Source organism: Flavobacterium psychroterrae (assembly GCF_018380615.1).
Classification (GTDB): Bacteria; Bacteroidota; Bacteroidia; order Flavobacteriales; family Flavobacteriaceae; genus Flavobacterium; species Flavobacterium psychroterrae.
This window is the reverse complement of the sequence record NZ_JAGYVZ010000038.1, coordinates 1-24,158: the sequence shown is the minus strand read 5'-3', so window position 1 is coordinate 24,158 and position 24,158 is coordinate 1. Positions and strand designations below refer to the sequence as shown.

Annotated in this window: 33 protein-coding genes, 1 tRNA gene and 1 pseudogene; 12 read left to right on the top strand and 23 right to left on the bottom strand. The window is 32.0% G+C overall.

Going from position 1 to position 24,158, the window contains the following annotated elements; genetic code table 11:
- Positions 1-32 precede the first annotated feature (32 nt).
- The 11 genes from KHA90_RS23415 to KHA90_RS23370 form a co-directional block, all read right to left on the bottom strand.
- The gene (locus KHA90_RS23415; RefSeq protein ID WP_213307597.1) at positions 33-1,007 is read right to left on the bottom strand and encodes a M20/M25/M40 family metallo-hydrolase; all 975 of its coding nucleotides are present in this window, start codon (positions 1,005-1,007) and stop codon (positions 33-35) included.
- A gap of 28 nt (positions 1,008-1,035) precedes the next feature.
- Entirely contained in the window at positions 1,036-1,692 is a 657-nt protein-coding gene (locus KHA90_RS23410) for a hypothetical protein (RefSeq protein ID WP_213307595.1), read from the bottom strand.
- 2 nt (positions 1,693-1,694) lie between these two features.
- A complete protein-coding gene (locus KHA90_RS23405; protein ID WP_213307593.1) occupies positions 1,695-2,729 on the bottom strand; it encodes an ATP-grasp domain-containing protein in 1,035 nt (344 codons plus the stop codon).
- Between the two features lie 12 nt (positions 2,730-2,741).
- Complete coding sequence (locus KHA90_RS23400) at positions 2,742-3,452, bottom strand: NRDE family protein (protein ID WP_213307591.1); 711 nt, start codon at positions 3,450-3,452, stop codon at positions 2,742-2,744.
- A complete protein-coding gene (locus KHA90_RS23395) occupies positions 3,440-3,928 on the bottom strand; it encodes a DinB family protein (protein WP_213307583.1) in 489 nt (162 codons plus the stop codon). Before KHA90_RS23395 ends, KHA90_RS23400 begins: the two co-directional genes overlap by 13 nt.
- 2 nt (positions 3,929-3,930) lie before the next feature.
- Entirely contained in the window at positions 3,931-4,317 is a 387-nt protein-coding gene (locus KHA90_RS23390) for a DoxX family protein (protein ID WP_213307581.1), read from the bottom strand.
- Between the two features lie 8 nt (positions 4,318-4,325).
- The gene (locus tag KHA90_RS25755; RefSeq protein WP_317197420.1) at positions 4,326-4,499 is read right to left on the bottom strand and encodes a hypothetical protein; all 174 of its coding nucleotides are present in this window, start codon (positions 4,497-4,499) and stop codon (positions 4,326-4,328) included.
- On the bottom strand, positions 4,469-4,786 hold the full coding sequence (locus tag KHA90_RS23385) for a hypothetical protein (protein WP_244860559.1): 318 nt from the start codon (positions 4,784-4,786) through the stop codon (positions 4,469-4,471). The genes KHA90_RS25755 and KHA90_RS23385 overlap by 31 nt, the downstream gene beginning before the upstream one ends.
- 6 nt (positions 4,787-4,792) lie before the next feature.
- Positions 4,793-5,389, bottom strand: a complete 597-nt coding sequence (locus KHA90_RS23380) for a peroxiredoxin-like family protein (RefSeq protein ID WP_213307579.1) — start codon at positions 5,387-5,389, stop codon at positions 4,793-4,795.
- A 90-nt stretch (positions 5,390-5,479) separates the two neighbouring features.
- The gene (locus tag KHA90_RS23375; RefSeq protein ID WP_213307577.1) at positions 5,480-6,157 is read right to left on the bottom strand and encodes a Crp/Fnr family transcriptional regulator; all 678 of its coding nucleotides are present in this window, start codon (positions 6,155-6,157) and stop codon (positions 5,480-5,482) included.
- Positions 6,158-6,260: 103 nt separating this feature from the next.
- Positions 6,261-7,403 (bottom strand): acyl-CoA dehydrogenase, encoded by a 1,143-nt coding sequence (locus KHA90_RS23370; RefSeq protein WP_213307575.1) that lies wholly within the window; start codon positions 7,401-7,403, stop codon positions 6,261-6,263.
- A 484-nt stretch (positions 7,404-7,887) separates the two neighbouring features.
- Here KHA90_RS23370 and KHA90_RS23365 point away from each other — a divergent pair, with 484 nt between their 5' ends.
- From KHA90_RS23365 to KHA90_RS23355, 3 genes are all read left to right on the top strand, one after another.
- On the top strand, positions 7,888-8,463 hold the full coding sequence (locus KHA90_RS23365) for a chalcone isomerase family protein (RefSeq protein ID WP_213307573.1): 576 nt from the start codon (positions 7,888-7,890) through the stop codon (positions 8,461-8,463).
- A gap of 142 nt (positions 8,464-8,605) precedes the next feature.
- Positions 8,606-9,832: a Glu/Leu/Phe/Val dehydrogenase dimerization domain-containing protein gene (locus KHA90_RS23360; protein WP_213307571.1), complete on the top strand. Its 1,227-nt coding sequence runs from the start codon at positions 8,606-8,608 to the stop codon at positions 9,830-9,832.
- 446 nt (positions 9,833-10,278) lie between these two features.
- The gene (locus KHA90_RS23355) at positions 10,279-11,181 is read left to right on the top strand and encodes an energy transducer TonB (protein WP_213307569.1); all 903 of its coding nucleotides are present in this window, start codon (positions 10,279-10,281) and stop codon (positions 11,179-11,181) included.
- A 376-nt stretch (positions 11,182-11,557) separates the two neighbouring features.
- Here the strand turns inward: KHA90_RS23355 and KHA90_RS23350 are convergent, their stop codons facing one another.
- Both KHA90_RS23350 and KHA90_RS23345 read right to left on the bottom strand, forming a co-directional pair.
- The gene (locus KHA90_RS23350) at positions 11,558-11,953 is read right to left on the bottom strand and encodes an ExbD/TolR family protein (RefSeq protein WP_026983008.1); all 396 of its coding nucleotides are present in this window, start codon (positions 11,951-11,953) and stop codon (positions 11,558-11,560) included.
- Positions 11,954-11,956: 3 nt separating this feature from the next.
- A complete protein-coding gene (locus tag KHA90_RS23345) occupies positions 11,957-12,652 on the bottom strand; it encodes a MotA/TolQ/ExbB proton channel family protein (protein WP_213307567.1) in 696 nt (231 codons plus the stop codon).
- 131 nt (positions 12,653-12,783) lie between these two features.
- Here KHA90_RS23345 and KHA90_RS23340 point away from each other — a divergent pair, with 131 nt between their 5' ends.
- Together KHA90_RS23340 and KHA90_RS23335 are read left to right on the top strand one after the other, a co-directional pair.
- Positions 12,784-14,010, top strand: coding sequence for a bifunctional folylpolyglutamate synthase/dihydrofolate synthase (locus KHA90_RS23340; protein ID WP_213307552.1), 1,227 nt, complete (start codon positions 12,784-12,786; stop codon positions 14,008-14,010).
- A gap of 178 nt (positions 14,011-14,188) precedes the next feature.
- Positions 14,189-14,263: transfer RNA gene (locus KHA90_RS23335), tRNA-Val, on the top strand.
- Here KHA90_RS23335 and KHA90_RS23330 read toward each other — a convergent pair.
- The 3 genes from KHA90_RS23330 to KHA90_RS23320 all read right to left on the bottom strand — a co-directional run bounded on the left by KHA90_RS23330 (position 14,254) and on the right by KHA90_RS23320 (position 16,803).
- Positions 14,254-15,777 (bottom strand): recombinase family protein, encoded by a 1,524-nt coding sequence (locus KHA90_RS23330; RefSeq protein ID WP_213307550.1) that lies wholly within the window; start codon positions 15,775-15,777, stop codon positions 14,254-14,256. The genes KHA90_RS23335 and KHA90_RS23330 overlap by 10 nt on opposite strands.
- A 32-nt stretch (positions 15,778-15,809) precedes the next feature.
- On the bottom strand, positions 15,810-16,334 hold the full coding sequence (locus tag KHA90_RS23325; protein ID WP_213307548.1) for a hypothetical protein: 525 nt from the start codon (positions 16,332-16,334) through the stop codon (positions 15,810-15,812).
- Between the two features lie 64 nt (positions 16,335-16,398).
- Positions 16,399-16,803 (bottom strand): hypothetical protein, encoded by a 405-nt coding sequence (locus KHA90_RS23320; protein WP_213307546.1) that lies wholly within the window; start codon positions 16,801-16,803, stop codon positions 16,399-16,401.
- Between the two features lie 264 nt (positions 16,804-17,067).
- On the opposite strand from KHA90_RS23320, the gene KHA90_RS23315 reads away from it, so the two are divergent.
- Complete coding sequence (locus tag KHA90_RS23315) at positions 17,068-17,469, top strand: helix-turn-helix domain-containing protein (protein WP_213307544.1); 402 nt, start codon at positions 17,068-17,070, stop codon at positions 17,467-17,469.
- A gap of 79 nt (positions 17,470-17,548) precedes the next feature.
- On the opposite strand, the gene KHA90_RS23310 is transcribed toward KHA90_RS23315, so the two are convergent.
- The 7 genes from KHA90_RS23310 to KHA90_RS23280 all read right to left on the bottom strand — a co-directional run bounded on the left by KHA90_RS23310 (position 17,549) and on the right by KHA90_RS23280 (position 21,979).
- Complete coding sequence (locus KHA90_RS23310) at positions 17,549-18,286, bottom strand: SDR family NAD(P)-dependent oxidoreductase (protein WP_213307542.1); 738 nt, start codon at positions 18,284-18,286, stop codon at positions 17,549-17,551.
- A gap of 77 nt (positions 18,287-18,363) precedes the next feature.
- Complete coding sequence (locus KHA90_RS23305) at positions 18,364-18,933, bottom strand: Crp/Fnr family transcriptional regulator (RefSeq protein WP_213307534.1); 570 nt, start codon at positions 18,931-18,933, stop codon at positions 18,364-18,366.
- Between the two features lie 90 nt (positions 18,934-19,023).
- A complete protein-coding gene (locus tag KHA90_RS23300) occupies positions 19,024-19,344 on the bottom strand; it encodes a nucleoside triphosphate pyrophosphohydrolase family protein (protein ID WP_244860557.1) in 321 nt (106 codons plus the stop codon).
- A 3-nt stretch (positions 19,345-19,347) separates the two neighbouring features.
- Entirely contained in the window at positions 19,348-20,262 is a 915-nt protein-coding gene (locus tag KHA90_RS23295) for a helix-turn-helix domain-containing protein (protein ID WP_213307532.1), read from the bottom strand.
- Positions 20,263-20,302: 40 nt separating this feature from the next.
- Positions 20,303-20,608: a hypothetical protein gene (locus tag KHA90_RS23290; protein ID WP_213307530.1), complete on the bottom strand. Its 306-nt coding sequence runs from the start codon at positions 20,606-20,608 to the stop codon at positions 20,303-20,305.
- A gap of 14 nt (positions 20,609-20,622) precedes the next feature.
- On the bottom strand, positions 20,623-21,426 hold the full coding sequence (locus KHA90_RS23285; protein WP_213307528.1) for an SDR family oxidoreductase: 804 nt from the start codon (positions 21,424-21,426) through the stop codon (positions 20,623-20,625).
- A 103-nt stretch (positions 21,427-21,529) separates the two neighbouring features.
- Complete coding sequence (locus tag KHA90_RS23280) at positions 21,530-21,979, bottom strand: acyl-ACP--UDP-N-acetylglucosamine O-acyltransferase family protein (protein ID WP_213307526.1); 450 nt, start codon at positions 21,977-21,979, stop codon at positions 21,530-21,532.
- A gap of 284 nt (positions 21,980-22,263) precedes the next feature.
- Between KHA90_RS23280 and KHA90_RS25545 the strand changes: the two genes are divergently transcribed.
- From KHA90_RS25545 to KHA90_RS25880, 6 genes and pseudogenes are all read left to right on the top strand, one after another.
- On the top strand, positions 22,264-22,512 hold the full coding sequence (locus tag KHA90_RS25545) for a hypothetical protein (RefSeq protein ID WP_244860555.1): 249 nt from the start codon (positions 22,264-22,266) through the stop codon (positions 22,510-22,512).
- A complete protein-coding gene (locus KHA90_RS25945; RefSeq protein WP_449536189.1) occupies positions 22,482-22,619 on the top strand; it encodes an ISAon1 family transposase N-terminal region protein in 138 nt (45 codons plus the stop codon). Before KHA90_RS25545 ends, KHA90_RS25945 begins: the two co-directional genes overlap by 31 nt.
- A 285-nt stretch (positions 22,620-22,904) precedes the next feature.
- Positions 22,905-23,177, top strand: coding sequence for a transposase (locus KHA90_RS25540; protein ID WP_244860552.1), 273 nt, complete (start codon positions 22,905-22,907; stop codon positions 23,175-23,177).
- On the top strand, positions 23,146-23,421 hold the full coding sequence (locus KHA90_RS25655; RefSeq protein ID WP_213307524.1) for a transposase: 276 nt from the start codon (positions 23,146-23,148) through the stop codon (positions 23,419-23,421). The genes KHA90_RS25540 and KHA90_RS25655 overlap by 32 nt, the downstream gene beginning before the upstream one ends.
- 70 nt (positions 23,422-23,491) lie before the next feature.
- Positions 23,492-23,683, top strand: a complete 192-nt coding sequence (locus KHA90_RS25650) for a transposase (RefSeq protein ID WP_262899375.1) — start codon at positions 23,492-23,494, stop codon at positions 23,681-23,683.
- 33 nt (positions 23,684-23,716) lie between these two features.
- A pseudogene (locus tag KHA90_RS25880) lies at positions 23,717-23,967 on the top strand (transposase).
- The last annotated feature ends 191 nt before the right edge of the window (positions 23,968-24,158 follow it).

The following is a 24,158-nucleotide window of genomic DNA, read 5'->3' as shown; positions in this document are numbered from 1 at the left end:
GCAAAAATAAGCAAATCAGATAGAAAGACCGATTATTTATTCATTCTAATTTCTTGTGTTGGCGAAGTTGTAATTTTAGTTACAGCTGGCAAAAATTCCTGAATAAACAATGTCATATGCGGAATATCCATTACTTTGAATTCATCTGAAACATGGTGATAAAAATCAAAATTCTCAAAATCAAAAGTACTTATTGATTGACATGGTTTCTTGAAAACATCATAAAAAGAATAATTGTCGGATCTGTAAAATAATTCATATTCGGCTTCTTTTGGCAAAAAGCCAATAGTTTTTTTACCTGTATATTCGTTGATTTTTTGAGCCATATTCGATTTGTCAAAGCCAGTAACATACGCCAGATAATCACGTTTCATAGGAACGCCAATCATTTCGATATTTAATTGTGTGTATAAATTAAAATCTTGCTTTTTAAGTTTTTGCACTAAACTTTTAGAACCTAACAAGCCTTTTTCTTCTCCGGCAAAAAACACAAAAAGAATACTTCGTTTATTTGATTTTGTTTCACTAAAATATTTCGCCATTTGGGCAACAGCTGTAACTCCGGAAGCATCGTCATTAGCTCCATTAAAAATAACATCGGCTTGCTTTTTTTTCTCTAATCCAATATGATCATAATGTGCGCTTAAAACTATAAATTCTTTTTTGAGAACCGGATCAGTTCCTTCTAAAACTCCAACGATGTTAGATGCGGCAGATTTAAAATTTGTGAGCGTATCACGATAAGAAGAAAAATACGGTTTTACATTATTTTTCCTGAAGAAATCTTCTAAAAAAACCGCAGCTTTCTCTATTCCTTTTGTTCCGGTTTCACGACCTTCTAATTCATCTGAAGAAAGATATTTAAGAAAATCTGAAACTTCTGTCTCGTTAACTTTATACGCAATTTCAGTAGATTTTGAAATTTCTTTTGAAGTCTTTTCACTAATCGACGGATTTGTTTTACAACCTAATAAAACAAACGGAAGAAGAAAGTACAGCTTTTTCATAAAATGAAAATTGTTTTTGACTTCAGAATTAAATTTCTAAAGCAGATGATTTAAAATATTTTTTATACACTTTAAATACCTGAACAATTCCTAAAACAACAAAAAATAACGGAATGAATACAGGCATTACATACTTTGAAAATGAATTTGTTTTTTGAAAAACAGTCTGCAAAATTACTATTAAACTCAACATTCCTAAAAAAACACCTATCAAAGTTCCTGCAATATAATAATATTTTAACTTTCTTTCTATTGTAATGAACTTTCCGTTAAGCAAATATAAATTCCAACTGGTCCAAAATGGTACTTGTAAAAAATTAAAACAATTTAAAACTACACCAATTACAAATGGTGAATACATTAAATATTCTTTTAGATTACCATTTGCTTTTGTTTCCTGTTTAAAATTGAAATAAAAAACAAAGGCTAAAACAAACATAAACACAACAGCAAAAAAATCTATAATTTTCATTATTCCTTTATTTTTCATGAGTTGTTTTGCAAAAAGAAGTGTAAAATAAATTACAAATGTTTCGACAAATACAACTCCAAATAAAAAGAAAATCAAGGGATGAAGTCCTGATTTCGAATATATTTCTAATCCTATCAAATTCAAATATCCCAACGGAATTGATCCAATGAAACTCACCAGGAATCCTATTGCAATATTTTTTAATCCTTTCATTTTTAAAAATTTACAATCTTACTATTCTGCACTAAGTGCAATTTATATTCGCGAATTCCAACTTTATAATCTAAATACGGAACTCCCATTTTGTGATTTTCAACACTAATTTCATACATATAGGTAATATGTCTTGCCAGTTCTTTCCAGGCAAACCAAACAGAATGTTTTGGATCATAAATATGGGTTGGTTCGCTTGCGGCTCCGTTAAGTTCTACAATTTGAAAATTTTCCCCGCGTTCTAATTCTTCAACAGTATTGTACATAATATCAAAACGTCCGAAGTAAAATTCAGGGATTTGAGTTGCAATTTCATTGATCATCGCTGTAAGTTTTGGTGTGATCAAATCGCTTCCATCCAGAAATTTTGCACCGCGGGCATGATTCCCAAACGGAACTAAATTTACCATTTCGCCTTTTGGTAAAATTCGGTGCAATTGATCTCCATATTCTTCTTTCAATACTTCGAACTGTAATTGAAATCTGGGAGTTTTATGAATTAAACTTTCAATGGTTGAAATTCCGTCACCGGTGACAATTAAAAATTCTTTGGAAACAATTCCCGTAATCTTTCCTTCTTTTTGAAGTGGATGACGTACATAAAAAACACCAACTTCATTTTTAAACGGAATTAAATCCTGTATTAAAAAATCGAAATTTGCTTTCTCTGCATATTCTTTTAACTCATTTAAAGTTCTGATTTTTTTTACGCCAGAGCCACGTAAACCAATATCAGGTTTGGCGATTAATGGAAAATAAATGTTGTTTTCAACTATCGAATCTACTATCTTTTTTAAATCTGTACTTTCTTTAATTAAAATCGTTTTTGGATAATTTTTTTTAGGAAGCAAATCATAAATCTGTTTTTTACTTTCCATCAAAAATCCTCCGTTTTTAATTTTTGGATTTGAGGCATTAAAAAAGAAAACTGATCTTGCTCTGATCGCATAATATGCCCAAAGAAAATAAATAGGAACATATAAAACCTGAAATGGCCAATATTCCCAATTACTGATTTTATGAAAAAATAGTTTCATGTTTACTTGTTTTTAAATACTTATAAATGAGGTTGAAAAATCTTGTGCTTTTACTAAATCATAATATCTCATTACGCCTTTATTCTGTTCAATAATGGCTTGCGTAACACTCAACGTTTTTATTGTATTTTTTCTATTGATAATTAAACCATTCTCAGAATCATTATTTTTAGTAAAACGATGAAAATCAAAAATGTCTGAAGCACTGATTTCACTTTTATATTTTAAAAAATCATTAAACCAAATGGCTCTTTCTTTCCTAACTTCTGCAGGATATAATGTAACCGACGACCAAATGTAGTTTTGAGTTTCATTTAATTGGGTTGTTCTTTTTTGCAAACCATCCCAAATCAATTCGTATAGTTGATTTTTTTGATACAAAACCAGCGTAAATGGTTCGATATCTTCTAAATTAATTTGCTCCCAAAAATCTTTTGGCGAATTATTAGAAATAATATCCAAAGCAATTAATCCGCGGCTTTTTCTATACAGAAACTCATGATTATGTTTTATAAGTCCGCCGTTGAGCAGTACTAAAACAGTTCCGTTTTCATCGATCGCAAACCATGTTCCTCCCGCTTTTGGATCTTTGGGAAACATAATATTTTTACCATTCAGATAATAATTTCCAGGTGCAATTGCTCCGGGACGAATTACTTTTTCATCGCGATTTGAAGTTATAATTACAACTCCATTATTGTTTATAAAACTTACTGTACACATTGTTTTCTATATTCTATGGTCGAACGCGCTACGCCAAAATTTTCATTGATCGAAATATTCTCAAATTGCAAAACCGCAACTTTTATTAAAGCCTGATGATGAATGCAATGTTCCAGATTACACAATAATTCTCTATAATAACTACTTTGGATCCTGATGGAAAGTCCATCAATTAATTGTTCTAAATACATGGTTTTATTTTCGCTATTCAATCCCGTTTTTATATCTAGAATGCGTTGTTTCGCAAATTTTGTCTCGGTTTGAATCCGATAATTTCTTTCGCGGTTATCATAATTTAAAATACCTAAATCATATCCGCTTTCAAGACATTGAAACATTTCAATAATATGTCTTGTATGTTCACCAATCGTTGCGTTGCTTAAAGCCTGGCAAGATTTTGAATACTCATGATCAGACAACTGATCTAATAGATTAATTAATTCATCTAAGCTGTGACGTATTGATTTGAGTAACATGGTTATTTGAATTTTAAAAGGTTATACAATTTGTTTTTATTTAAATAAAGTAATGTTAAGCAACACATAAAAGCAATAGTGGCTAAGGAAAACAATAATCCGCAGTCATTTTTTACCTCGATTCCCAGAACAAATAAATGGGAGAAAATTGCTCCGGTCATTATTCCGCAACCGACCAAAGCACCAATCCAGGTCGTTCTTGGAATCAGGATTAAAATCGCCACAATCAATTCTGATATTCCTGAACCAATTCTGCCGTAAGGTTCTATTCCAAGAGTAGAAAAAATATAAATACTTTCCGGAGCGCCACTGAATTTAAAAAATAGTGTCTGCAACAAAATTGCGGCAACTGCAATTCTTAAAATCCACGCTATAATCTGTGTTTTCATTACCGCCATTATTTATAAATATTTTTCCAGTTACGATCTGCTTTTGCTTTTAGATTATCCTCATCTTTATTCCAGCTTTTTAATGTATTATTAAAATATGCGTTGTAAAATAAATAGAGTTTGCCATCACTAATTTTAAACGTTTCTGGATTTATTTCGACTTTTTCTCCGGCGCTTCCCATCGCATACGCACACCATCCACCATATTGAGGTTCGTATTTTGAAGGATTTTTTTTAAGAACGTGGCTTTATTTTCGCCTGACGAAAAATTATAAATTATTCCCTGATATGAAGCTGATAATTCTTTTTTCCCTTTGATTGCTTTTCCCTGATTAAAATATCCTACCGGATCATAACCCTGAATTGCTACTTTATTTTCTAAATTATACTGACCAATTCGTTTGGCATCATTTTGAGCAAATGAAATTCCCGAAATCAATATCAATACAAATAATACTAGCTTTTTCATCTTATTTTATTTGAAAGTTTTTAATACTGAAACAAGTAATTCGGTCGTAATTCGCTGTTTAAAATCCGCAGAAATATATTCGAATACAATATCACTTTCGGGATTTACTATAAAAACTGAAGGAACTGGTAACAAACTCGTATTGACTCCATTAGAATGTACGTTAATTGTTGATTTATAGTTTTCAGGAGCTTCAAAAGCAACGCCAACAGCTTTAATAAATTCTGCTTTTGAGTCTGAAAGTAAGGTGTATTTTACTTTATCTTTTTCTTCGGTAATTTTTAAGTTTGCCGGAGCATCAGGACTTACCGCAATAATCTGGTAACCTAAATCAAGAATTTCTTTTTCGGCTTCAGCCAATGCTTGTAAATGTAAATTGCAATATGGGCACCAGCCACCACGATAAATAACAAGAACTGTTTTTTTCTTTTTAAGTAAATCAGAAATTTGAACATCTGTATTTTCAGATGTTTTTAAAATAATATTTGGAATTTTCTCTCCAATTAATAACGGAGCAATATCAGTCGCAAATTTGGGAATTGCATTTTGTGCATTAGTAACCGCAGTTATGGCAACTAAAACAATAAAAAATAACTTTTTCATAATTTTTAATTTTACATCTATTTGATAATGTAAAATTAGTTTACTGTGAAAAAGCAAAATGTCGGCTAATTTACACTTAGCCTTAAATAATTATATTTTGGTAATATCTGTAATGATAATTTCTTTTCTGTTGTAATTTAAAAGATTCTTAGATTCCATTTCATTCAATAATTGTGTCGCCGTCTGCCTTGAAGTACAAATAATTTGCGCGATATCATTTTGGGTCAGATAATTTTCGATTGTAACAAGATTTCCACTCCATATACCTTCTTGTTCTGCCCAGTCTTTTAGAAATTGATACAATCTAGTTTTTGCATCTTTAGAAATTAAATTGGCATAACTATTTTTGATACGTTTCATTTTCAAACCAACAAACTTGGTGTATGAAAGTGCCAACGTTGGATTTTTGAGTAATAAATCTTCAAAATCAGACATTAGAAAGCTACAAATTGCAACATCGTCTGAAAGGACCTTTGCATATTCTTCATTTTTATTATCAGATTCTAAGGTAAGTTCTCCAAATAAATCTCCTTTTTGAATAATATCTTTTATAGTTTCATTTCCATCATCATCAATGGCAACAATTTTAATATTTCCTTTTTTAAGTAAAAATATCCGAGGAATATCTGAAGTTGAAAAATAAATAATTTCTCCTTTAGACGCTTTTTTAAAACCTGTAATAATACACAATTGCTTGATTTGAGAATAGCTCAGGGTTCTAAACAATTTATGATCGCGTAAATACCAGTATTTTAAATCTTCGTACATAAAAAAGTTTATTTAGGTAAAGGTAGCTAATTTTAAAAGTCAAACAAAAAACCCTTTCAGACACAATAGTCTGAAAGGGTTCAATCATTTATATTTAAAGAAATTATCCTGCGATAACTGATCTTGAAATTACTATTTTCTGAATCTCGGAAGTTCCTTCGTAAATCTGAGTAATTTTTGCATCACGCATAAAACGTTCTACATGATATTCTTTTACATAACCGTTTCCACCGTGAATCTGAACTGCTTCCACAGCCGTATCCATTGCTACTTGCGAAGCAAATAGTTTTGCCATTGCTCCACTTACATCATAGTTTTTATGTTGGTCTTTGTCCCAAGCCGCTTTCATACATAAATGACGCGCTGCTTCGATATTAACAGCCATATCTGCTAATTTAAACGCAATTGCCTGGTGATTGCAAATTTCAGTTCCAAAAGCTTTACGTTCTTTAGAATATTTTAAAGCCAACTCATAAGCTCCGGAAGCGATTCCTAATGCTTGAGATGCAATCCCGATACGTCCGCCTGCAAGAGTTTTCATTGCAAATTTAAATCCGAAGCCATCTTCACCAATTCTGTTTTCTTTAGGAACTTTTACATCACTAAACATTAAAGAATGTGTATCAGAACCACGAATTCCCATTTTTTGTTCTTTTGGACCAATAGAAAATCCCGGCATATCTTTAGTCATAATCAAAGCATTAATTCCTTTATGCTTTAATTCCGGATGTGTTTGTGCAATTACTAAATACACAGATGCTGTATTTCCGTTTGTAATCCAGTTTTTTGTTCCGTTTACAATATAGTGATCTCCCATATCTACGGCAGTAGTTTTTTGCGATGTTGCATCACTACCTGCTTCCGGCTCACTTAAGCAAAATGCTCCATGAATTTCACCAGATGCTAAACCGGGTAAATATTTTTGTTTTTGTTCTTCGGTTCCAAATTCTTGTAAACCCCAACAAACTAATGAGTTGTTTACTGACATTACTACAGAAGCTGATGCATCAACTTTAGAAATTTCTTCCATAGCAATTACGTATGAAATCGTATCTAAACCACTTCCTCCGTATTTAGGATCAACCATCATTCCCATAAATCCTAATTGTCCCATTTTTTTTACTTGCTCGGTCGGAAAAATTTGTTTTTCGTCACGTTCAATAACTCCAGCCCACAATTCATTTTGAGCAAAATCTCTTGCAGCTTGTTGAATCATTAAATGTTCTTCGATAAGATTGAAATCCATAATTGTATTTTTTTATTGTTTCATCTAAACCAAATTTCAAATATTTTGCTTAGCTGATGGTTAATTTTGTTTTTTGAATGTTTTTATTCCTTGAAAAAAGGCTCCCAAAGATAAATTTTAAATGTTGAATTAACAATGCACGCATATAAATTTAATAGATCGACAGTAAATTACGATATCGTTTTCGTAATAATTATAAAATTAAGCAATACAGGTATTAAGTTAGCAACGTTTCCTTTAAATTTTAAGAAATTAATATGGGATAAAATAACATGAAATATAACCATCATAATAAAATTTGAACTAGAAAAGATTAAACAAACCTTAAAATACGTAAAAGTACGTAAAATTACTCTTACTAATTTGATTACTAATTAAATACGCTTAAAAACATTAAATCCATCACAAAAAAAACTTTATAAAAAACGGCGTATAATTGATAAATTAGCATTATTTTTACCCAAAAATTATAAAATTGATGAATATGAAAAAGATTTTACTTGTACTGACATTCTTATTAAGCATACAATTCTCGACCGTTTCTGCACAAACTCAATTAGAAGTAAACGGCGTAACTGTTCCCAGAAAAATTGAATTTCAGGGTAAGACTTTACAACTTAATGGCGCTGGCGGAAGATCTAAAATGTGGCTTGAAGTTTATGTGCAGGCATTATATTTATCTCAATTAAGTCAGGATCCAAAATTTATAATTGACAGCGATACTGAAATGGCAGTTAGAATTGAAATTACATCTTCAATGGTTTCTTCAAATAAACTGACGAAAGCAATGAATAGTGGCTTCGAAAAATCTGCCGGAAGCAATCTCGAAGAATTACGACCAAGAATAGAACAATTCAAAACCTTGTTAAGTGATGCTATTACTGAAAAAGACGTTTTTGTTTTGGGTTATAATCCTCTTGATCAAACTGTCAATGTTTATAAAAATGAGGTTTTGAAAGGAAAAGTTTCCGGATTTGACTTTAAAAAAGCATTATTTGGAATCTGGCTTTCTGACAAACCGGTTGATGATACTTTGAAAAAACACTTACTGGGAATTTAATTCTTAACTTATAAGATTACAAGAAAGCCGAAAACGCAATGTTTTCGGCTTTCTTTTTTTGTTTCATAAAAATTGAGGTCAAATACATTATTCGCATTATTCTATTTTATACTTTTACGCAAACTAAACATATCTCAACAAAATGAAAGATTTATTACAGCAATTTGAAAATAAACCACCTGAAATTGTTTTTAACTGGAAAGATTCTGAAACAGAAGCTGAAGGTTGGACTGTTATTAATTCACTACGCGGAGGAGCTGCTGGTGGAGGAACAAGAATGAGAAAAGGCTTAGATATGAATGAAGTTTTATCATTGGCCAAAACTATGGAGGTTAAATTTTCTGTTTCGGGACCTGCAATTGGAGGCGCAAAATCCGGAATCAATTTTGACCCAAATGATCCTCGTAAAAAAGGTGTTTTGCAACGTTGGTACAAGGCTGTTTCTCCTTTATTAAAAAGTTATTACGGAACTGGGGGCGATTTGAATGTGGATGAGATTCACGAAGTAATCCCAATGACCGAAGAATGTGGTGTCTGGCATCCGCAAGAAGGCGTTTTCAACGGACATTTTAAACCAACCGAAGCTGATAAAATTAATAGAATTGGTCAATTGCGTCAAGGTGTTATTAAGGTAATCGAAAATCCTAAATTTTCTCCGGATGTAACCAGAAAATATACTGTTGCCGATATGATTACAGGATATGGCGTTGCCGAAGCGGTTCGTCATTTTTATGCAACATATGGCGGAGACATAAAAGGTAAAAAAGCAATCGTTCAGGGTTTTGGAAACGTAGGTTCTGCTGCTGCTTTTTATCTTGCAGAAATGGGAGCAAAAGTTATCGGGATTATTGATCGCGATGGTGGATTAATTAAAGAAGAAGGTTTCTCATTTGAAGAAATCAAAACTTTATTTTTAAATAAAGACGGAAACAAATTAGTTGCCGATAATATGATTCCGTTTGAAGAAATCAACTCAAAAATCTGGACCATTGGTGCTGAAATTTTCACGCCTTGTGCTGCATCAAGATTGGTACAACAAACTCAAATCGATAGTTTAATTGCAAACGGATTAGAAGTAATTTCTTGTGGAGCAAATGTTCCTTTTGCTGACAAAGAAATTTTCTTTGGTTCTATTATGGAAGAAGTGGATCATAAGGTTAGTTTAATTCCTGATTTTATTTCAAACTGCGGAATGGCAAGAGTTTTTGCTTATTTCATGGAGAAAAAAGTTCAAATGACTGATGAGGCTATTTTCAATGACACATCTGAAATTATAAAAAATGCGATTGTAAAAGCGCATGCTTTGAATTCGTCAAAAACAAATATTAGTGCAACTGCTTTTGAAATTGCATTAAAACAATTAGTGTAATTTTTTTATACTTTTATTCTAAGACGAGCTAATTGGCTCGTTTTTTTTTGCCCACAGATTTGATACGGATTTTACGCAGATATACTTATCAAATACTTTTGATGAAATTTTCTCGCATATTTGGCAAATTGAGCGGATTTTCCTTTTTAGTTGCTACAATTCGTAATAACAATTTTTTAAAATAGATCTTGCTAAATCTCCCTAATCTGCGTGTAAAAAATTTAAGCCACAGATTAAAATATTAAAGTGATTTTAAAACTTTAAGAATAAGTTTTCTCGCAGATTGAGCAGATTTCCTTTTTAGTTGCTACAGTTTTTAAAATACATCTGCCAAATCTGCGAGAGAAAACAACTCATTACAAAATAGCATCAGCTCTTTGTTTGTAAACAATTTTTACTACTTTTAAACGTTTTTATTAAATACTATTACAAAACTCAGAATCAAAATGACTTTTACGGATTCTTCAGATAAAAGGAAATCACTATTAATATCTACAGCTATTTATGCTGCATTATTGTTGCTTTTATTTTTCATACGCTTTTGGCCTCCTTACAATCCTGAAAATAATTCGGCACTTGCAGCCGGCGGTGGCGGTGGCGGCGTTACAGTAAATTTTGGAGATAGCGATTTAGGTTCCGGAAAAAATTATAAAAGTGAAGTTTTAAATGTAAAAAATGAAACCAAACAAGCTCCGGCGAAAGCAACTCCGGACGAATCAATCATAACTCAGGAAAATACTGCGACTACTTCAGAAGACGTAATAATCCCTGTAAAAGAAAAACCTAAAAAACCAACACCAATTGTAAAACCGGAAGCAAAACCTGTTCCTGAGAAACCAAAAGTTTCAAATTCTACAAACGATGCTTTATCGAGTATTTTAAAAGGATCTAAAAAAGGCGGAGACGGAGATGATAAAGCGGCTGGAAACAAAGGAAAAGCTGGCGGAAGTTTGAGTTCCGGAGGATATTATGGAACCGGAGGTACTGGTGGCGGAACCGGAGGAGGAAATGGTACTGGAAGTGGAATTGGCACAGGAAGCGGTTACGGAGCCGGAAGCGGCGGTGGTTCTGGCGGTGGATCAGGGTATGCGTTAGGAAACCGAAAAGCACTCTCGAAACCTGCACCAAAATACACGTGTAATGAAGAAGGAAAAGTTGTAGTTGAAGTTACTGTTGACCAAAACGGAAAAACAGTAAGTGCAACTGCCGGAATAAAAGGAACAACAAATACAGCAAGATGTTTGCTGGATCAAGCCAAAATTGCTGCCATGAATACAAAATGGGATGCTGATGATAATGCTCCGGCAAAACAGGTGGGAAAAATAATCTATAATTTTAGTTTAGATTAAAAACTAATTTCACTGAGTTATAAAATAGAAAAGGCTTTCTGAAACATTTCAGAAAGCCTTTTTTATGTTTTATTCCTTAATATGTCATTTCAATTGCCGGAGAAATGACAATCGTTAATCGACAAAGTTTGCATTCCTTTGCAGAGTTTCTTGTCATTTCTCCCTTCGGTCGAAGGGACAAACTTTATAGCTGGTTTTCCTTTAATCTTTCCTCTTTCTTCTATACTCTTTCTTCTATGCTCTTTCTTCTATGCTCTTTGCGTGAGGGATAGAAGCCGAAGTAGCGCGGATGATAGCCCGACCGGAATAAAAAAATGGGCGAATCAACGTTATGCTGATTAGCCCATTTTTTTATTGTGGTCACGCCCTGATAATTTTACTTCGGACTTGTTGCAATTACAAACTTTAAATTATTCTTTACGCCTATTTGCAAAACGTCAACTAAATCCTGAACCTGCAAATTAAACGGAATTCTAACGACAACGGTTTGTTCTTTATCTGCTCCTATTTTCGACATTAAACTAGTTTCCAGATTTTCAAAATCAACCGGTTCTTTGTCAATGTAGAATTTTTTATCTTCGGTAACCGATAAACTTATCAGTTGTTTGTTGGTTTTTTCATTTGATTTCGCTTTTGGCAAAGTCATTTTGATAACATTAGGATTTGCAAGCGTTGAAATAATAAGAAAAAACAACAGCAAGAAAAACATAATATCACTCAATGATGAAGTCGCCACTTCGGCATGAAATCTTCTCTTTCTTTTAATAGACATACCTTATGCTCTTTGAATTATATTGACAAATTCCAATATTTGTTTTTGGATCTTTAAAGCAAAATCATCGATTTTTCCGTTTAGTAAATGGTACGCACTATAGGCAACAATACCTACAATAAGCCCTGATCCTGAACTAATCATTTTTTCGTATAAACCTCCGGAAATGTTTCCGATACTAATATTTTCTGTTACAGATATGCTGTAAAAAATTTTGATAACTCCGGAAATTGTTCCAATAAAACCAAGAGTTGGCGCAATACCGGCAATAAGTCCTAGATGTCCCAAACGTCTTTCCATTTCTCCAATTTCAATATCGGCAGCGCGATCCATGTTTGATTCAATTTCTGCAATTGGTCTTCCAATTACGAGAACACCTTCTTTTAAAATATTTCCAGCTGCAGTATTGCTTCTTTCAACAATTGTTCTAGCCAATTCAATATTGCCAGCGTTCAGTTTATCTGCAATATCCTGCATTAATCTGGCATCAATTTTTGAAGCTTTACTAATATATAAATAACGTTCTATAATGACATAAAAAGTGTAGAATAATAAGATGGCTATTGGAATCAGGAAAAAACCTCCTTTTAGGATAAATCCTAGAACTGAGATCTCTGTATTTGGTGCAATTTTTTCGATAACTACGTTAGATGCGGCGTTTGCAATGGTATCTGTTTGTAATTGAATGAAACTAAACATATATTAATTCTTGTTTTTAATAATTAATTCTAAAAAATATTTGAAATTTGCAATAAAGATAATTTTCGCTCTAATATAAAACTAAAAAAATCGAAAATTATTTCAAACAGCAACTATTTTATCCAAATTACATGAACTATCAGGAAACTACGAATTGGATGTTTAATCAACTCCCGATGTATCAACTTCAAGGCGCATCTGCATATAAGGAAGATTTGACTAATATTAAATTATTGGCGGCGCATCTTGACCATCCTGAAAAGCAGTTAAAATGCATTCATGTCGCGGGAACAAACGGCAAAGGATCAACTTCGCACATGTTAGCATCAGTTTTACAACAAGCGGGATATAAGGTTGGATTGTATACTTCGCCACATTTAAAAGATTTCAGGGAAAGAATTAAAATCAATGGCGAAGAAATTTCAGAAGATTTTGTTTGCGAATTTGTCGCCAAACACAAAGACTTTTTTGAAGCTAATGATATGAGTTTTTTCGAAATGTCTGTTGGTTTAGCGTTTGATTATTTCGCTTCAGAAAAAACAGATATTGCCATTATAGAAGTTGGTCTTGGCGGAAGATTAGACGCTACTAATATTATTACACCTCTAATTTCGGTTATTACCAATATCGATTTAGATCATACACAATTTTTAGGAAATACTCCGGCAGCAATTGCCGGTGAAAAAGCAGGAATTATAAAACCAAATGTTCCGGTTGTTATTGGAGAATATACAAATGAAACCCAGCCTGTATTTTTGGCTAAAGCCGAAGAAAATAAAGCACCAATATTTTTTGCTTCCGATTTAATTTCAGAAGTTTTCCCATCTGATTTAATTGGGGATTATCAATTTCATAATAAAAGAACAGTTCAACAAACTATTGCAGTTCTAAATTCTCAAAATGAATTTAAAGTTTCAAATGAAAGTTTAAAAGAAGGTTTATTGAATGTTGTAAAAAATACGGGGTTACAAGGAAGATGGCAACAATTAGGCGAAAACCCAAAAATTATTTGCGATACGGCACATAACAAACATGGCTTGGCGGTTGTAATGAATCAGATTCAAAATGAAAAATTTGAAAAATTGCATATTGTTTTAGGCGTTGTAAACGATAAAGATTTGGATTCTATTTTGCCCTTGTTTCCTAAAAATGCGCAATATTATTTTTGCAGACCTGATTCGTCAAGAGGTTTAGCTACCGAAATATTAAAAGAAGCAGCTGAAAAATACAATTTGATTGGTGAAAAATACGATTCTGTTGAGCTGGCTTTCGCCGAAGCAAAGCAAAATGCCTCAAAAAATGATTTTATTTATGTTGGTGGAAGTACTTTTGTCGTGGCCGAATTACCTTTGAACTAGCAGAATTTTAAATTGTCTGAAAAAGACTAAAAAAACTTCTCTTATAATAAATTCAATTACAACGAGATAGAAAAAACTTTAAAAAAACTTTAAATTTTTAGCGTGTTTTGTTTGCAGAACTGAAAAAGTGGCTTATATTTGCACTCGCAATCACAAACGATAGCAACCTAGTAAAATAGGGCGATTAGCTCAGCTGGTTCAGAGCACCTCGTTTACACCGAGGGGGTCGGGGGTTCGAACCCCTCATCGCCCACTTTGAGGGATAACAGAAATGTTATCCCTCTTTTTTTTGTATAAAAGATATCCTTTTTCCTCCATTTTACTGGCATTATGAGAAAATATCTCCATCATTGTAGGTGTTCGATATATACCCTCTTGATAGTATAAGTTGCCATCGAACACCATGTGCACAAACGCACGTTTTTGTAATGTATCTGATTTGGTATAGATATGTCTTATATCTCCCAATAAATCCAGATTACTTTCTAAAATCTCAAAAGCTTTACCTTGGTTTGTGCTAAGTCTTTCTATGGATGCAGTAAGGGTCAGGATATGATCACTATATGTAGAATACCATCTTTCGTAAGTATCTTTATTTATTTCGTCTCTGAACCATTTTTCTTCTACAGCATTTAATCTCTGCTGTATTTCTTCAAGTTCATTTTTTTTGTCTATTGCTTTTTTCTTGTTTGTTTTTACTTCCTGTTCAATTGAGGCATAACTGCCATCTCTTATATTCTTAATCTGTTTTTCTGAAACACTCATTAGGTCGCAGGCGTTTAAGAACTGCTCATGTGCTTTTACAGCACTTATATTGTTATGTTTGGAATGCTTGCATTTATAATAGTAGAAGTATTTTCCAGATTTGCCACGGGAAGGAGCACCTGTAAGAGGTGTACCGCAATGACATTTTACAACGCCTCTTAATGGTATCTCATCATCAACGGTTACCTTTACCTTATCTTCCTTTTTCATTTTGGACTGCACCATTGTCCATGTTATCTTATCCACTATTGGCTCGTGAATGGCTGGAAAAAGACCACCCGGCAGATCCTTGAACGGCTCAACCTTTACGAGTCCCGCATAAACAGGATTTGCCAGCACACGGTCAATAGCCATATTGCCTTTTCTGTCAAAACCTGACTGGTAAGCTATTTCCTTAATTTTATATAATGGCACATTACGAAGAAACATATCATAAATTAAACGGACAATTTTAGCTTCCATCTCATTTACTTCGAGATGTCGCTGTTTTCCTTCTCCAACTTTAGTATACCCAAAAGGTTTTTCTCTGGTAAGAAAACGACCTTCTTTAGCACGAGCTGTGTAGAGTCCTCCACGTACTTTAATACTCCTGTTAATATTATCTTCTTCGGCAAGCAGTAATTGTAAACCTGCCCTGAAAAAGCTTCCGGGCGTATCATAATCGAAGACTATCCCTTCGGTCACACTTATAATCTGAATACTATATTTTTTTTGGAACTGCTTGACCATGTTCATCGCTTCGCCAGCATCTCTGCTAAAGCGGTCAAGCTGGTCTACAAGAAGATAATCAACCGATTTATAATGTTTAGCTATAAATGCCTGCAGTTTTATAAAATCTGGACGGTCAAAACTTTTTGCACTTTTCCCTCTGTCAATGAAAGAATCAACTAGCTGTATATTATTATACTGCAGGTACTGGTCAGTGTACAATTCCTGTCTTTCAATCGAGCCATTGCTCTGACCCAATTGACTAAATCTTAAATATCTAATCGCTCTCTTCATATAATTCTTTCAATGTTAATGAAACAATAATTTCAATCAATATTGTTTAAAACTTTGATCTCACCTTTTTTGACGTTAAGTTTAATCTCACCAATATATTTAATTTTCCCTTCTTCAATTTCAAGAGGTATTTCCATAGGCAAATCATGTGTTGATTTCATATACCCAGTATTTAAAAGTAAACTCAACTGGTAAAAATCATATTTTCCAGCTGGTCTAACAATATTAAATAAATAAACCCATTTCTCATCTTCAACAAAATCCCCCTTTGCCTTATCAATTACTATTCCTCCATAATTGTATTGATAATCACCTAATGCTTTAAGAGAATCATGAATCTTAACAGTTAAAATGCTTGGCAGTACTTTTTTCTTAATTCTAAAAACAAAATCAGGAGAAATTGTCCTTCTATTTTCTAATGATATTGTTCCCACAAGCATGCCTTCTTTTTTAGAACTATCCATAAAAGTTTTTAATGATTCTGAAGGCAAACTCCCACAAGATATAAATAACAACAAAATCCCAAACCTTATTAATTTTTCAACATGTTTTCTCATTATATTCTTTTTTTTTAATTTTATAAATGGCTAAAACCGCATATTGAGCAGGAGTTTTTTTCTGTTATATTTCTTCCCAAGGATTGATTTTTTCTTCCAAATTCTTCCACACTAATTTAATATTTTCAATTAGTTCTTTTCCAGCAAAAGAAATTGTCTTTTCATGATTTTGATAAATAACCCAATCTGCATTTTCATTCGTAAAAAAAACATCTAAGTAATTATACTTTGACAAATTAATTTCGGCATAAATTTCTTCTTCTTTGCCTTCATTAAACAAATAAACATTTCCAATATTTATTTTTTTTACAATTTGGTTTAGCTTTTCATAACCAATATTACTTTCAAAGTCTACTACTTTAAAATAACACGTATTATTTTCCACTCTCCCTTGTAAAGGAATCCAAAAATCACATGGATCAATTTTACATTTTTCTTTTAAAATTAATTTTACAAATTCTTTAGTCATAAAAATTTCAAATTTATCTTTCTTTCATTTTATTTCATTTTTTAACTTCCTTCCAAATATTATTTCCTCAATAAAATGGATTAGTATAACTTTTTTTAATTGTACTTCACTAAACAGGTTTACTTTCTTTAAACGAATATAAGAAATATTTTTACTGCAAATTATTAACTTTTTTAAAACAGAAATAAAAATTGTATTTCACAATTTCAAACCTGTTTTTTACCAAACAGGAAATTTCTGAAGAATTTTGAATATCTTTGAACTATGAGCACACTATCAAGACCAAAACATATTGGAAGAAATATAAGCCGTATTCGTGAACTTCGTGATATGAAGCAGGAAGCATTGGCTCAAGCTTTAGGAACAAGTCAGCAAACGGTTTCTGCCATTGAAAATAGCGAAACTATAGATGATACAAAACTTGCCGAAATTGCAAAAGCACTTGGCGTAAGCGCAGAAGCTATTAAAAACTATAGCGATGAAAGTATATTAAATGTTATCAGTAGTCATGATAACTCAACAATAAATGCAATCAATATCCAACCTACCTTCAATCCGCTCGATAAAGTCGTAGAACTTTACGAAGAAAAGGAAAAACTTTATGAACGTTTAATTCAAGCAGAAAAAGATAAAATTGAATATTTAGAAAAACTTTTTAAAAAATAAATCTAAATTTAAGATACAAAAAAAAGAGACTTATGTCTCTTTTTTTTGCATCCCGGATTTCGAAAAATCAAATTTTATTTTACCAAGGACTTATTACTGTTTCATCTTCTATATCATTACTAAAGAATTTTCCTGTTGGTCCGTTTTCATCTGTAAGCGTATGTTTGATGATAAAAGCAGCTGCACTTTCTACTGATCCTGGGCCGCTATGATGATTAAAATCTGTAGCCGTATATCCGGGATCTATCACATTTACTTTAAATGGTAAATCTCTCAACTCATAAGCCAAAACAATTGTATACGCATTCAAAGCTGCCTTTGATGTCACGTAACTTGTTGCTTTAAAATTATAATATTTCCAATTAGGATCACTATGCAACGCCAAAGACCCAAGACCCGAAGTAATATTACTTATTCTGGCACTTTCAGATTTTTTAAGCAATTCCAGGAAAGCTTGCGTAACGCTAATAACTCCAAAGAAGTTTGTGTCAAATACATTTTGAATATCATTAATTGAGGTATCAAAAGCACTTTGAGGCAATGCTCCGCTAATTCCGGCATTGTTTATTAAAATATCTAATTTGCCTTGTTCACTTTCGACAATATTTGCTGCAGCTAAAATTGTATCGGGTTTTGTCACATCAATTTGAATTGCTTTGATGTTTTGAAATCCATTTTCGCTTAATTCTTTTACTACAGCTTGTCCTTTTTCAAGATCACGGGTTCCTAAATAAACAAACAATCCTTTTTTAGAAAATTCTTTTACCAGTTCTAAACCAATACTTCTATTTGCTCCTGTAATTAATACTGTTTTCATCTTTTACTGTTTTAAATTAATACAGCAAAGATCATTTGTTTAAAAACGATATCATTTGCCATTTGGCAAAAAGCGATTTAGCGTATATTTTTTCGAATCCGGCTTAATGAAGATTGTGTAATACCCAAATAAGATGCGACATAAGAAAGCGGAACACGATTGACAACATTTGGATAGATATCTAAAAACATCAAATAACGGGTCGTAGCATCTTCTGCAACCAAAGGACTTCTTCGTTCTACTTTTTGTCTTAATGCTTTTGAAATAATTTTATGCACAATTGCTTCCCAGGGAATTATTGTATCTAAAAGTTCTTTCCATTCTTTTCTGGAAAAAACAACCAATTTACAATCTGTAGTAGCTTGCACATAAGCTGTTGATGGAATTTCGTTATCAAAACTTTCCAGATCTACCACAAGATTATTTTCTTCAATGAAATATTTGGTAATTTCTTCTCCTTTATTATTGTAATAACAAACACGAACAATACCGTCTAACACAAATCCAACTTGTTGTGAAACCTTTCCGGCTTCAGAAAAATATTCGTCTTTATTAAACTCTAATTCAGTGGCTTTGGTTAGAATCAAATCAATTTGATGCTGATTTAAAGTTCCAAACTGTAAAATATAATCTATAAACTCTTTCATAGTTGCAAGTTAGTCAAAGTTATTTTTGAAAAATTTGCCATTTGACAAAAAAATAAAACAATGTTTTTTAAACGATTTAACCACATTTTACTATTTTTCAAATAATTTTTCGGTTTTAGTCAAAAACGATTCAGTAGCTTCTCCAATATTAATATCCATTCTCTCAGCCAAAATAGTAAGCCACCAAATAGATTCACCTATTTTATGTTTAAGTTCTTCTTCTGTATTTTCTTTTGGCCATCTTCCTTGTTGCGACATTACGTGACGTCCTACTAACCCGGCATCTGTTAAAAATGCCAATGCATCTTCTTCAACAGTCCATTCACTTTCGTGATGTATTCGTTCCAGTTCATGATAACGTTTTCTAATTACTAAAGAGCGTTCTTTTAGTTGTTCAAAATTTATTGACATAATTTAATTTTTATTAAAGGATTCTTTGAATGCAATAGGACTTAAGTTTGTTTTTTTCTTGAATAATTTATTAAAGGATTGCGGATGTTCAAATCCCAATTTATATCCAATCTCCGAAACTGAATAGGTTCCATTTGCGATATATTCTTTTGCTTTTTCAATTAATTTATCATGAATAAATTGCTGCGTATTCTGACCACAAAGATTACGAAGTAAATCACTCAGATATCTTGGAGAAAGATTTAATTGATCTGCTAAAAACTGAACAGTTAATACACCATTTAACAATGTTTTTTCAGTATCAAAATAATCATTTATTTCAGCTTCCAATTTGACAAGCACATCGTGATTAACTGCTTTACGGGTAATAAACTGCCGGTTATAAAACCGATTACTATAATTTAGCAACAATTCAATTTGCGATATAATTACATCCTGACTAAAATTATCTATACGTTCATTCAGTTCATTTTGAATAGAAGCAAAAACGTCCAAAATAGTTTCCTTTTCTTTCTCTGATAAATACAAAGCTTCAGCAGCCGAATAATTAAAGAAGCCATAATTTTTTATATTACTGTTTAAAGAATATGGACGGATAAAATCAGGATGAATATTCAATGACATTCCGCTATAATCAGCCTCTTCATCTTGCATTTTCAAAATTTGTCCAGGTGAAACAAACGACATTCCTCCTTCTTCAAAGTCATAAAAACCTTGACCGTATCGAAGTTTTCCTTTAAAATGAGTTTTGAAGGATATTTTATAAAAATCCAAAATAATTCCTTGTTCAAAATCTTTAGGGTCAAAAATAGCTTCTCCATAATTTATAATACTTATAAGCGGATGAACTGGCTTAGGTTGCGCCATAGCAGAATGAAGCTCAGATATTGTATTGAATATTTTAGGCTGATTTTTCATGATTACTTTAATTAAACTATAAGATTGAATAGCACTCTTATTAAAATTTTACAAAATGCTCTATAGGCGCGATATTCCAACTAACGGTACTTTGATCAATTAAATCATGTACAACAGAATCACTTAACTCAGTCATTAGTTTATGCATGGCAGATGTACCATCTTCAGTAGTTTCCCATACCAATAAATCATAAACAATATCTTTTTTTAATTCAAAAATGCTTCTGGAAACAAATCCTTTTTGCCTTTTCAAAAATGTATCAATCTCTGCATTAGCAGTAATAAATTGTTCTATTGTACAGTTATTTAATCTAAACGTAGTTAGTTCTATAGCTTGATTTTTCATATTTAATTTAAAATTTAAAAAGTAAACATTGTTTTAATATTCTCAACTTGTGTTTCAATTCCTAACATTCTTTCGTCGTACAATTGATTAGCATCAATCCCTGCAACATATCGCAATTGATTTTTATTATCTGTCGCCGCTTGATAAACAATTTCAGCAATATTTTCTACTTTAGAATAATTACTAATTTTCTCCGCACTATAACCTTTACTTACTTCAGCAGTTAATTTTTCATAAGCATCATGTTGCCCTAATTCCATAGATCGAAGAGCAAAATCAGTTTGCATTCCTCCCGGAGCAATAATTTTTACTTGTATTCCAAATTGAGCTAATTCGTATGCCATACTTTCAGAAAAGCCATCAATTGCAAATTTAGTAGCACTGTAAATTGAACAAGTCGGAAATCCTATTAATCCAAAAGTCGAAGTAATATTTATAAATTTACCACTCTTTTTGTTACGAAAGTGAGAAGTAAAAGCTTTTGAAACTCTAATCACGCTCAGTAAATTAGTTGTTATCTGGCGTTGAATTTGTTCGTCACTTAAAGATTCCAACACACCAATTAAACCATATCCTGCATTATTCATAACAACATCAACAGAATATAAACTGGTAACCTCTTCAACAGTAGAAATAATTTGTTGCGAATTTGTTACATCCAAAGGAAGTATAATAATATTATTAAGTTTATTTAATTCGGTTTCTTTTTCAGGATTACGCATAGTCGCAATTACGCACCAGCCTTTACTCTGAAATAATTTTGCAGTTGATTTCCCTAAACCCGATGAAGCTCCTGTAATAAAAATTGTCTTTTGCATTTTTCTAATGTTTAAAATTATAATACAAAAGTCTAAAGATACTAGTCAAAGAATGTAGCCATTTTGAAGCATTTATTAGCCAAAATGACACGAGCTTAAGATTCTATTCGAAATTCCCTTTTATAATTCCTCTATTTGATCCTTTAATAAATGCTATAATTTTATCTCGTTCTACAGTAGACTCAAAATTATCTTCTATTATTTTTAATGCCTGAGTAATATTTCGCTTTTCCTGAAAAATAATTTTATAAATCTCTTTTAATTCAATTATTTTCTGATTTTCAAAATCCCTTCTCTTTAAACCAACCAAATTCAAACCACAATAAGATAGCGGTTCATGAGCAGCTAAAATATAAGGAGGAACATCTTTTACAATACGACTCATTCCGCTTATCATAGAATTCTCACCAATATTTGAGAATTGATGAATTGCTGTTAAACCACTAATATTAGCCCAATCACCAACGTAAACTTCTCCAGACATACCAACATTAAATCCAATGACACAGTTATTACCTATAAAACAATCATGCCCAATATGAGTATTTGCCATATTTGATAAAATATATTTTAGTACATATTTTACCTTTTTGAATAATCAATTCATCCTTTTTAAACTTTTCTTCAACGAAATAATACTTTATAGCATTCTCTGTCTCCAAGTCTAGTTCCTGAAAACTATTTACTACATTAATTAATTCTGTCATAATTAAAACGATTTGAAAAACAAATTTATCAATAATCGAAGAAAAAGAATCAATATTGGATTTTGAATAATATAAGAAATTATAAAAACTGTGAAAAATGATTTGAGACAGGTTCTAAATTTTAAATAATATGGATCAATACATATTGTTATGGGGAAATATTAAAATCGAGATATTTGTATTTCAAATTATCCCCATGCAAGATTCTTTTATCGACCTTCTCAAGTTATTGCTTCCTGAAATAATAGTAGATTACTTTGAGCTTACTTCTTATAAAAAAGAAGATGAAATACTTCATCTTCACCTAAAAGAGATTAATGCAGTACCTAAAGAATACAGAGAATCTAAATTAGTTCAAAAGGATTCTCTGATGAGATAACAGTTGAGGATTTCCCTATTCGTGGACATCAGATTTATCTGCATATTATCCGAACAAGATGGCTTCAAGAAGATACTGGTAAAGTAGTATTCAGAGATTGGAATTAGTAACAGACGGAAGTCGGGTAATCCAGGAGTTTGCGCCTTTTTTAAAAGAGATTAATAGATTCCAGTCCAAATGATTGTCATATCATTGCTTCTTTTTACGGAGTTTCGGGCAGGAATTTACAATGCCGATACAAAGATTTTCCAAGTGATTTCAAAGTTTGGGATCAAATATCACATGCAAAAAAATGGTTGCTTTTTACACAAAATATTGGAAAACGTTTATCAACTATTTTAACCAACAAATCCGGTAAATGCAGAAAAGACATAATAATAATAATAATAGCAATGGCTGCAGGAACCAAGGCAGAAACAGTTATTGCTGTAATCGAAAAAAACCCTCTTAAACTACGCAACCTAGTCAAGGAAACTACTTTGGATATGACCGGTAATATGGGATTAATTACTAAAAGATGTTTCCAAAATGCAAATCGGGTCACAGATCGTTTTCATGTTCAAAAGCTGGCTGCAGAAGCCCTGCAGGAAATCAGAATGAAATACTGCTGGCAGGCTATAGAGGATCAGGAAAATGAAGGTATGGAGAAAGCTGAAATTAAATAAAAACTTCGATTCAAAAATACTTGATAATGGAGACGCACTTAAGCAATTACTAGCCAGAAGCCGCTATTTTTTACACAAAAACAAATCCAAATGGACAAAAAACCAAACACAATTTGCAGGGTTATTGTTTGAATTGTATCCAGATATTCAAAAAGCATACAGGCTAATCCAAGAGCTTACAGGCATATTTGAGAACACAAAAGATAAAATGCCAGACTTTTGCAAAATTAACCAAACGGCATGAAAAGGTAAATCAATCGGTATAAGTCTTTAAATACAATATCAAGAACAATAATGAATCATTATCAACCATCTTGAATTATTTTGATAACAGAAGCACTAATGCTTCGGCAGAATCTTTTAATGCAAAAATAAAAGCATTTAGATCAAAATTCAAAGGAGTTAGGAATGTGGAATATTTTCCTGCTCCACAGGCTTTTGTGTTAATCCCTCAAAATCAAACAGAACGTGCTGCAATACTATTTGAATTGTATCCTGATATTTAAAAAGGATATAATCTAACTCAAGAGCTCCGTGGAATCTTTGAGAACACAAAAGATAAAATCATAGGCTTTGCTAAACTAGCTAAATGGCACGAAAAAGTAAATCAATCCGGGTTTAAGTCTTTTGGTACAATCTCTCGCACAATTATAAATCATTATCAACCATATTGAATTATTTTGGCAACAGAAGCACTAATGCTTCGGCAGAATCTTTCAATGTAAAAATAAAAGCATTTAGATCAAAATTCAGGGGCGTTAGGAATGTGGAATACTTCCTTTTAGGCTAACTAATATTTATGCTTAAATTTTCCTGATCCGTTTTTGTGTTGATCCTCCCTGAGTACATTATCTAAAATTATGTCTTTTTTTGAAAAAATTCTAAACAAAAAAAATCCTCATCAAATAATGATGAGGATTTTAAAAAGAAAGGCGACGACATACTCTCCCACATAACTGCAGTACCATCTGCGCAGGCGGG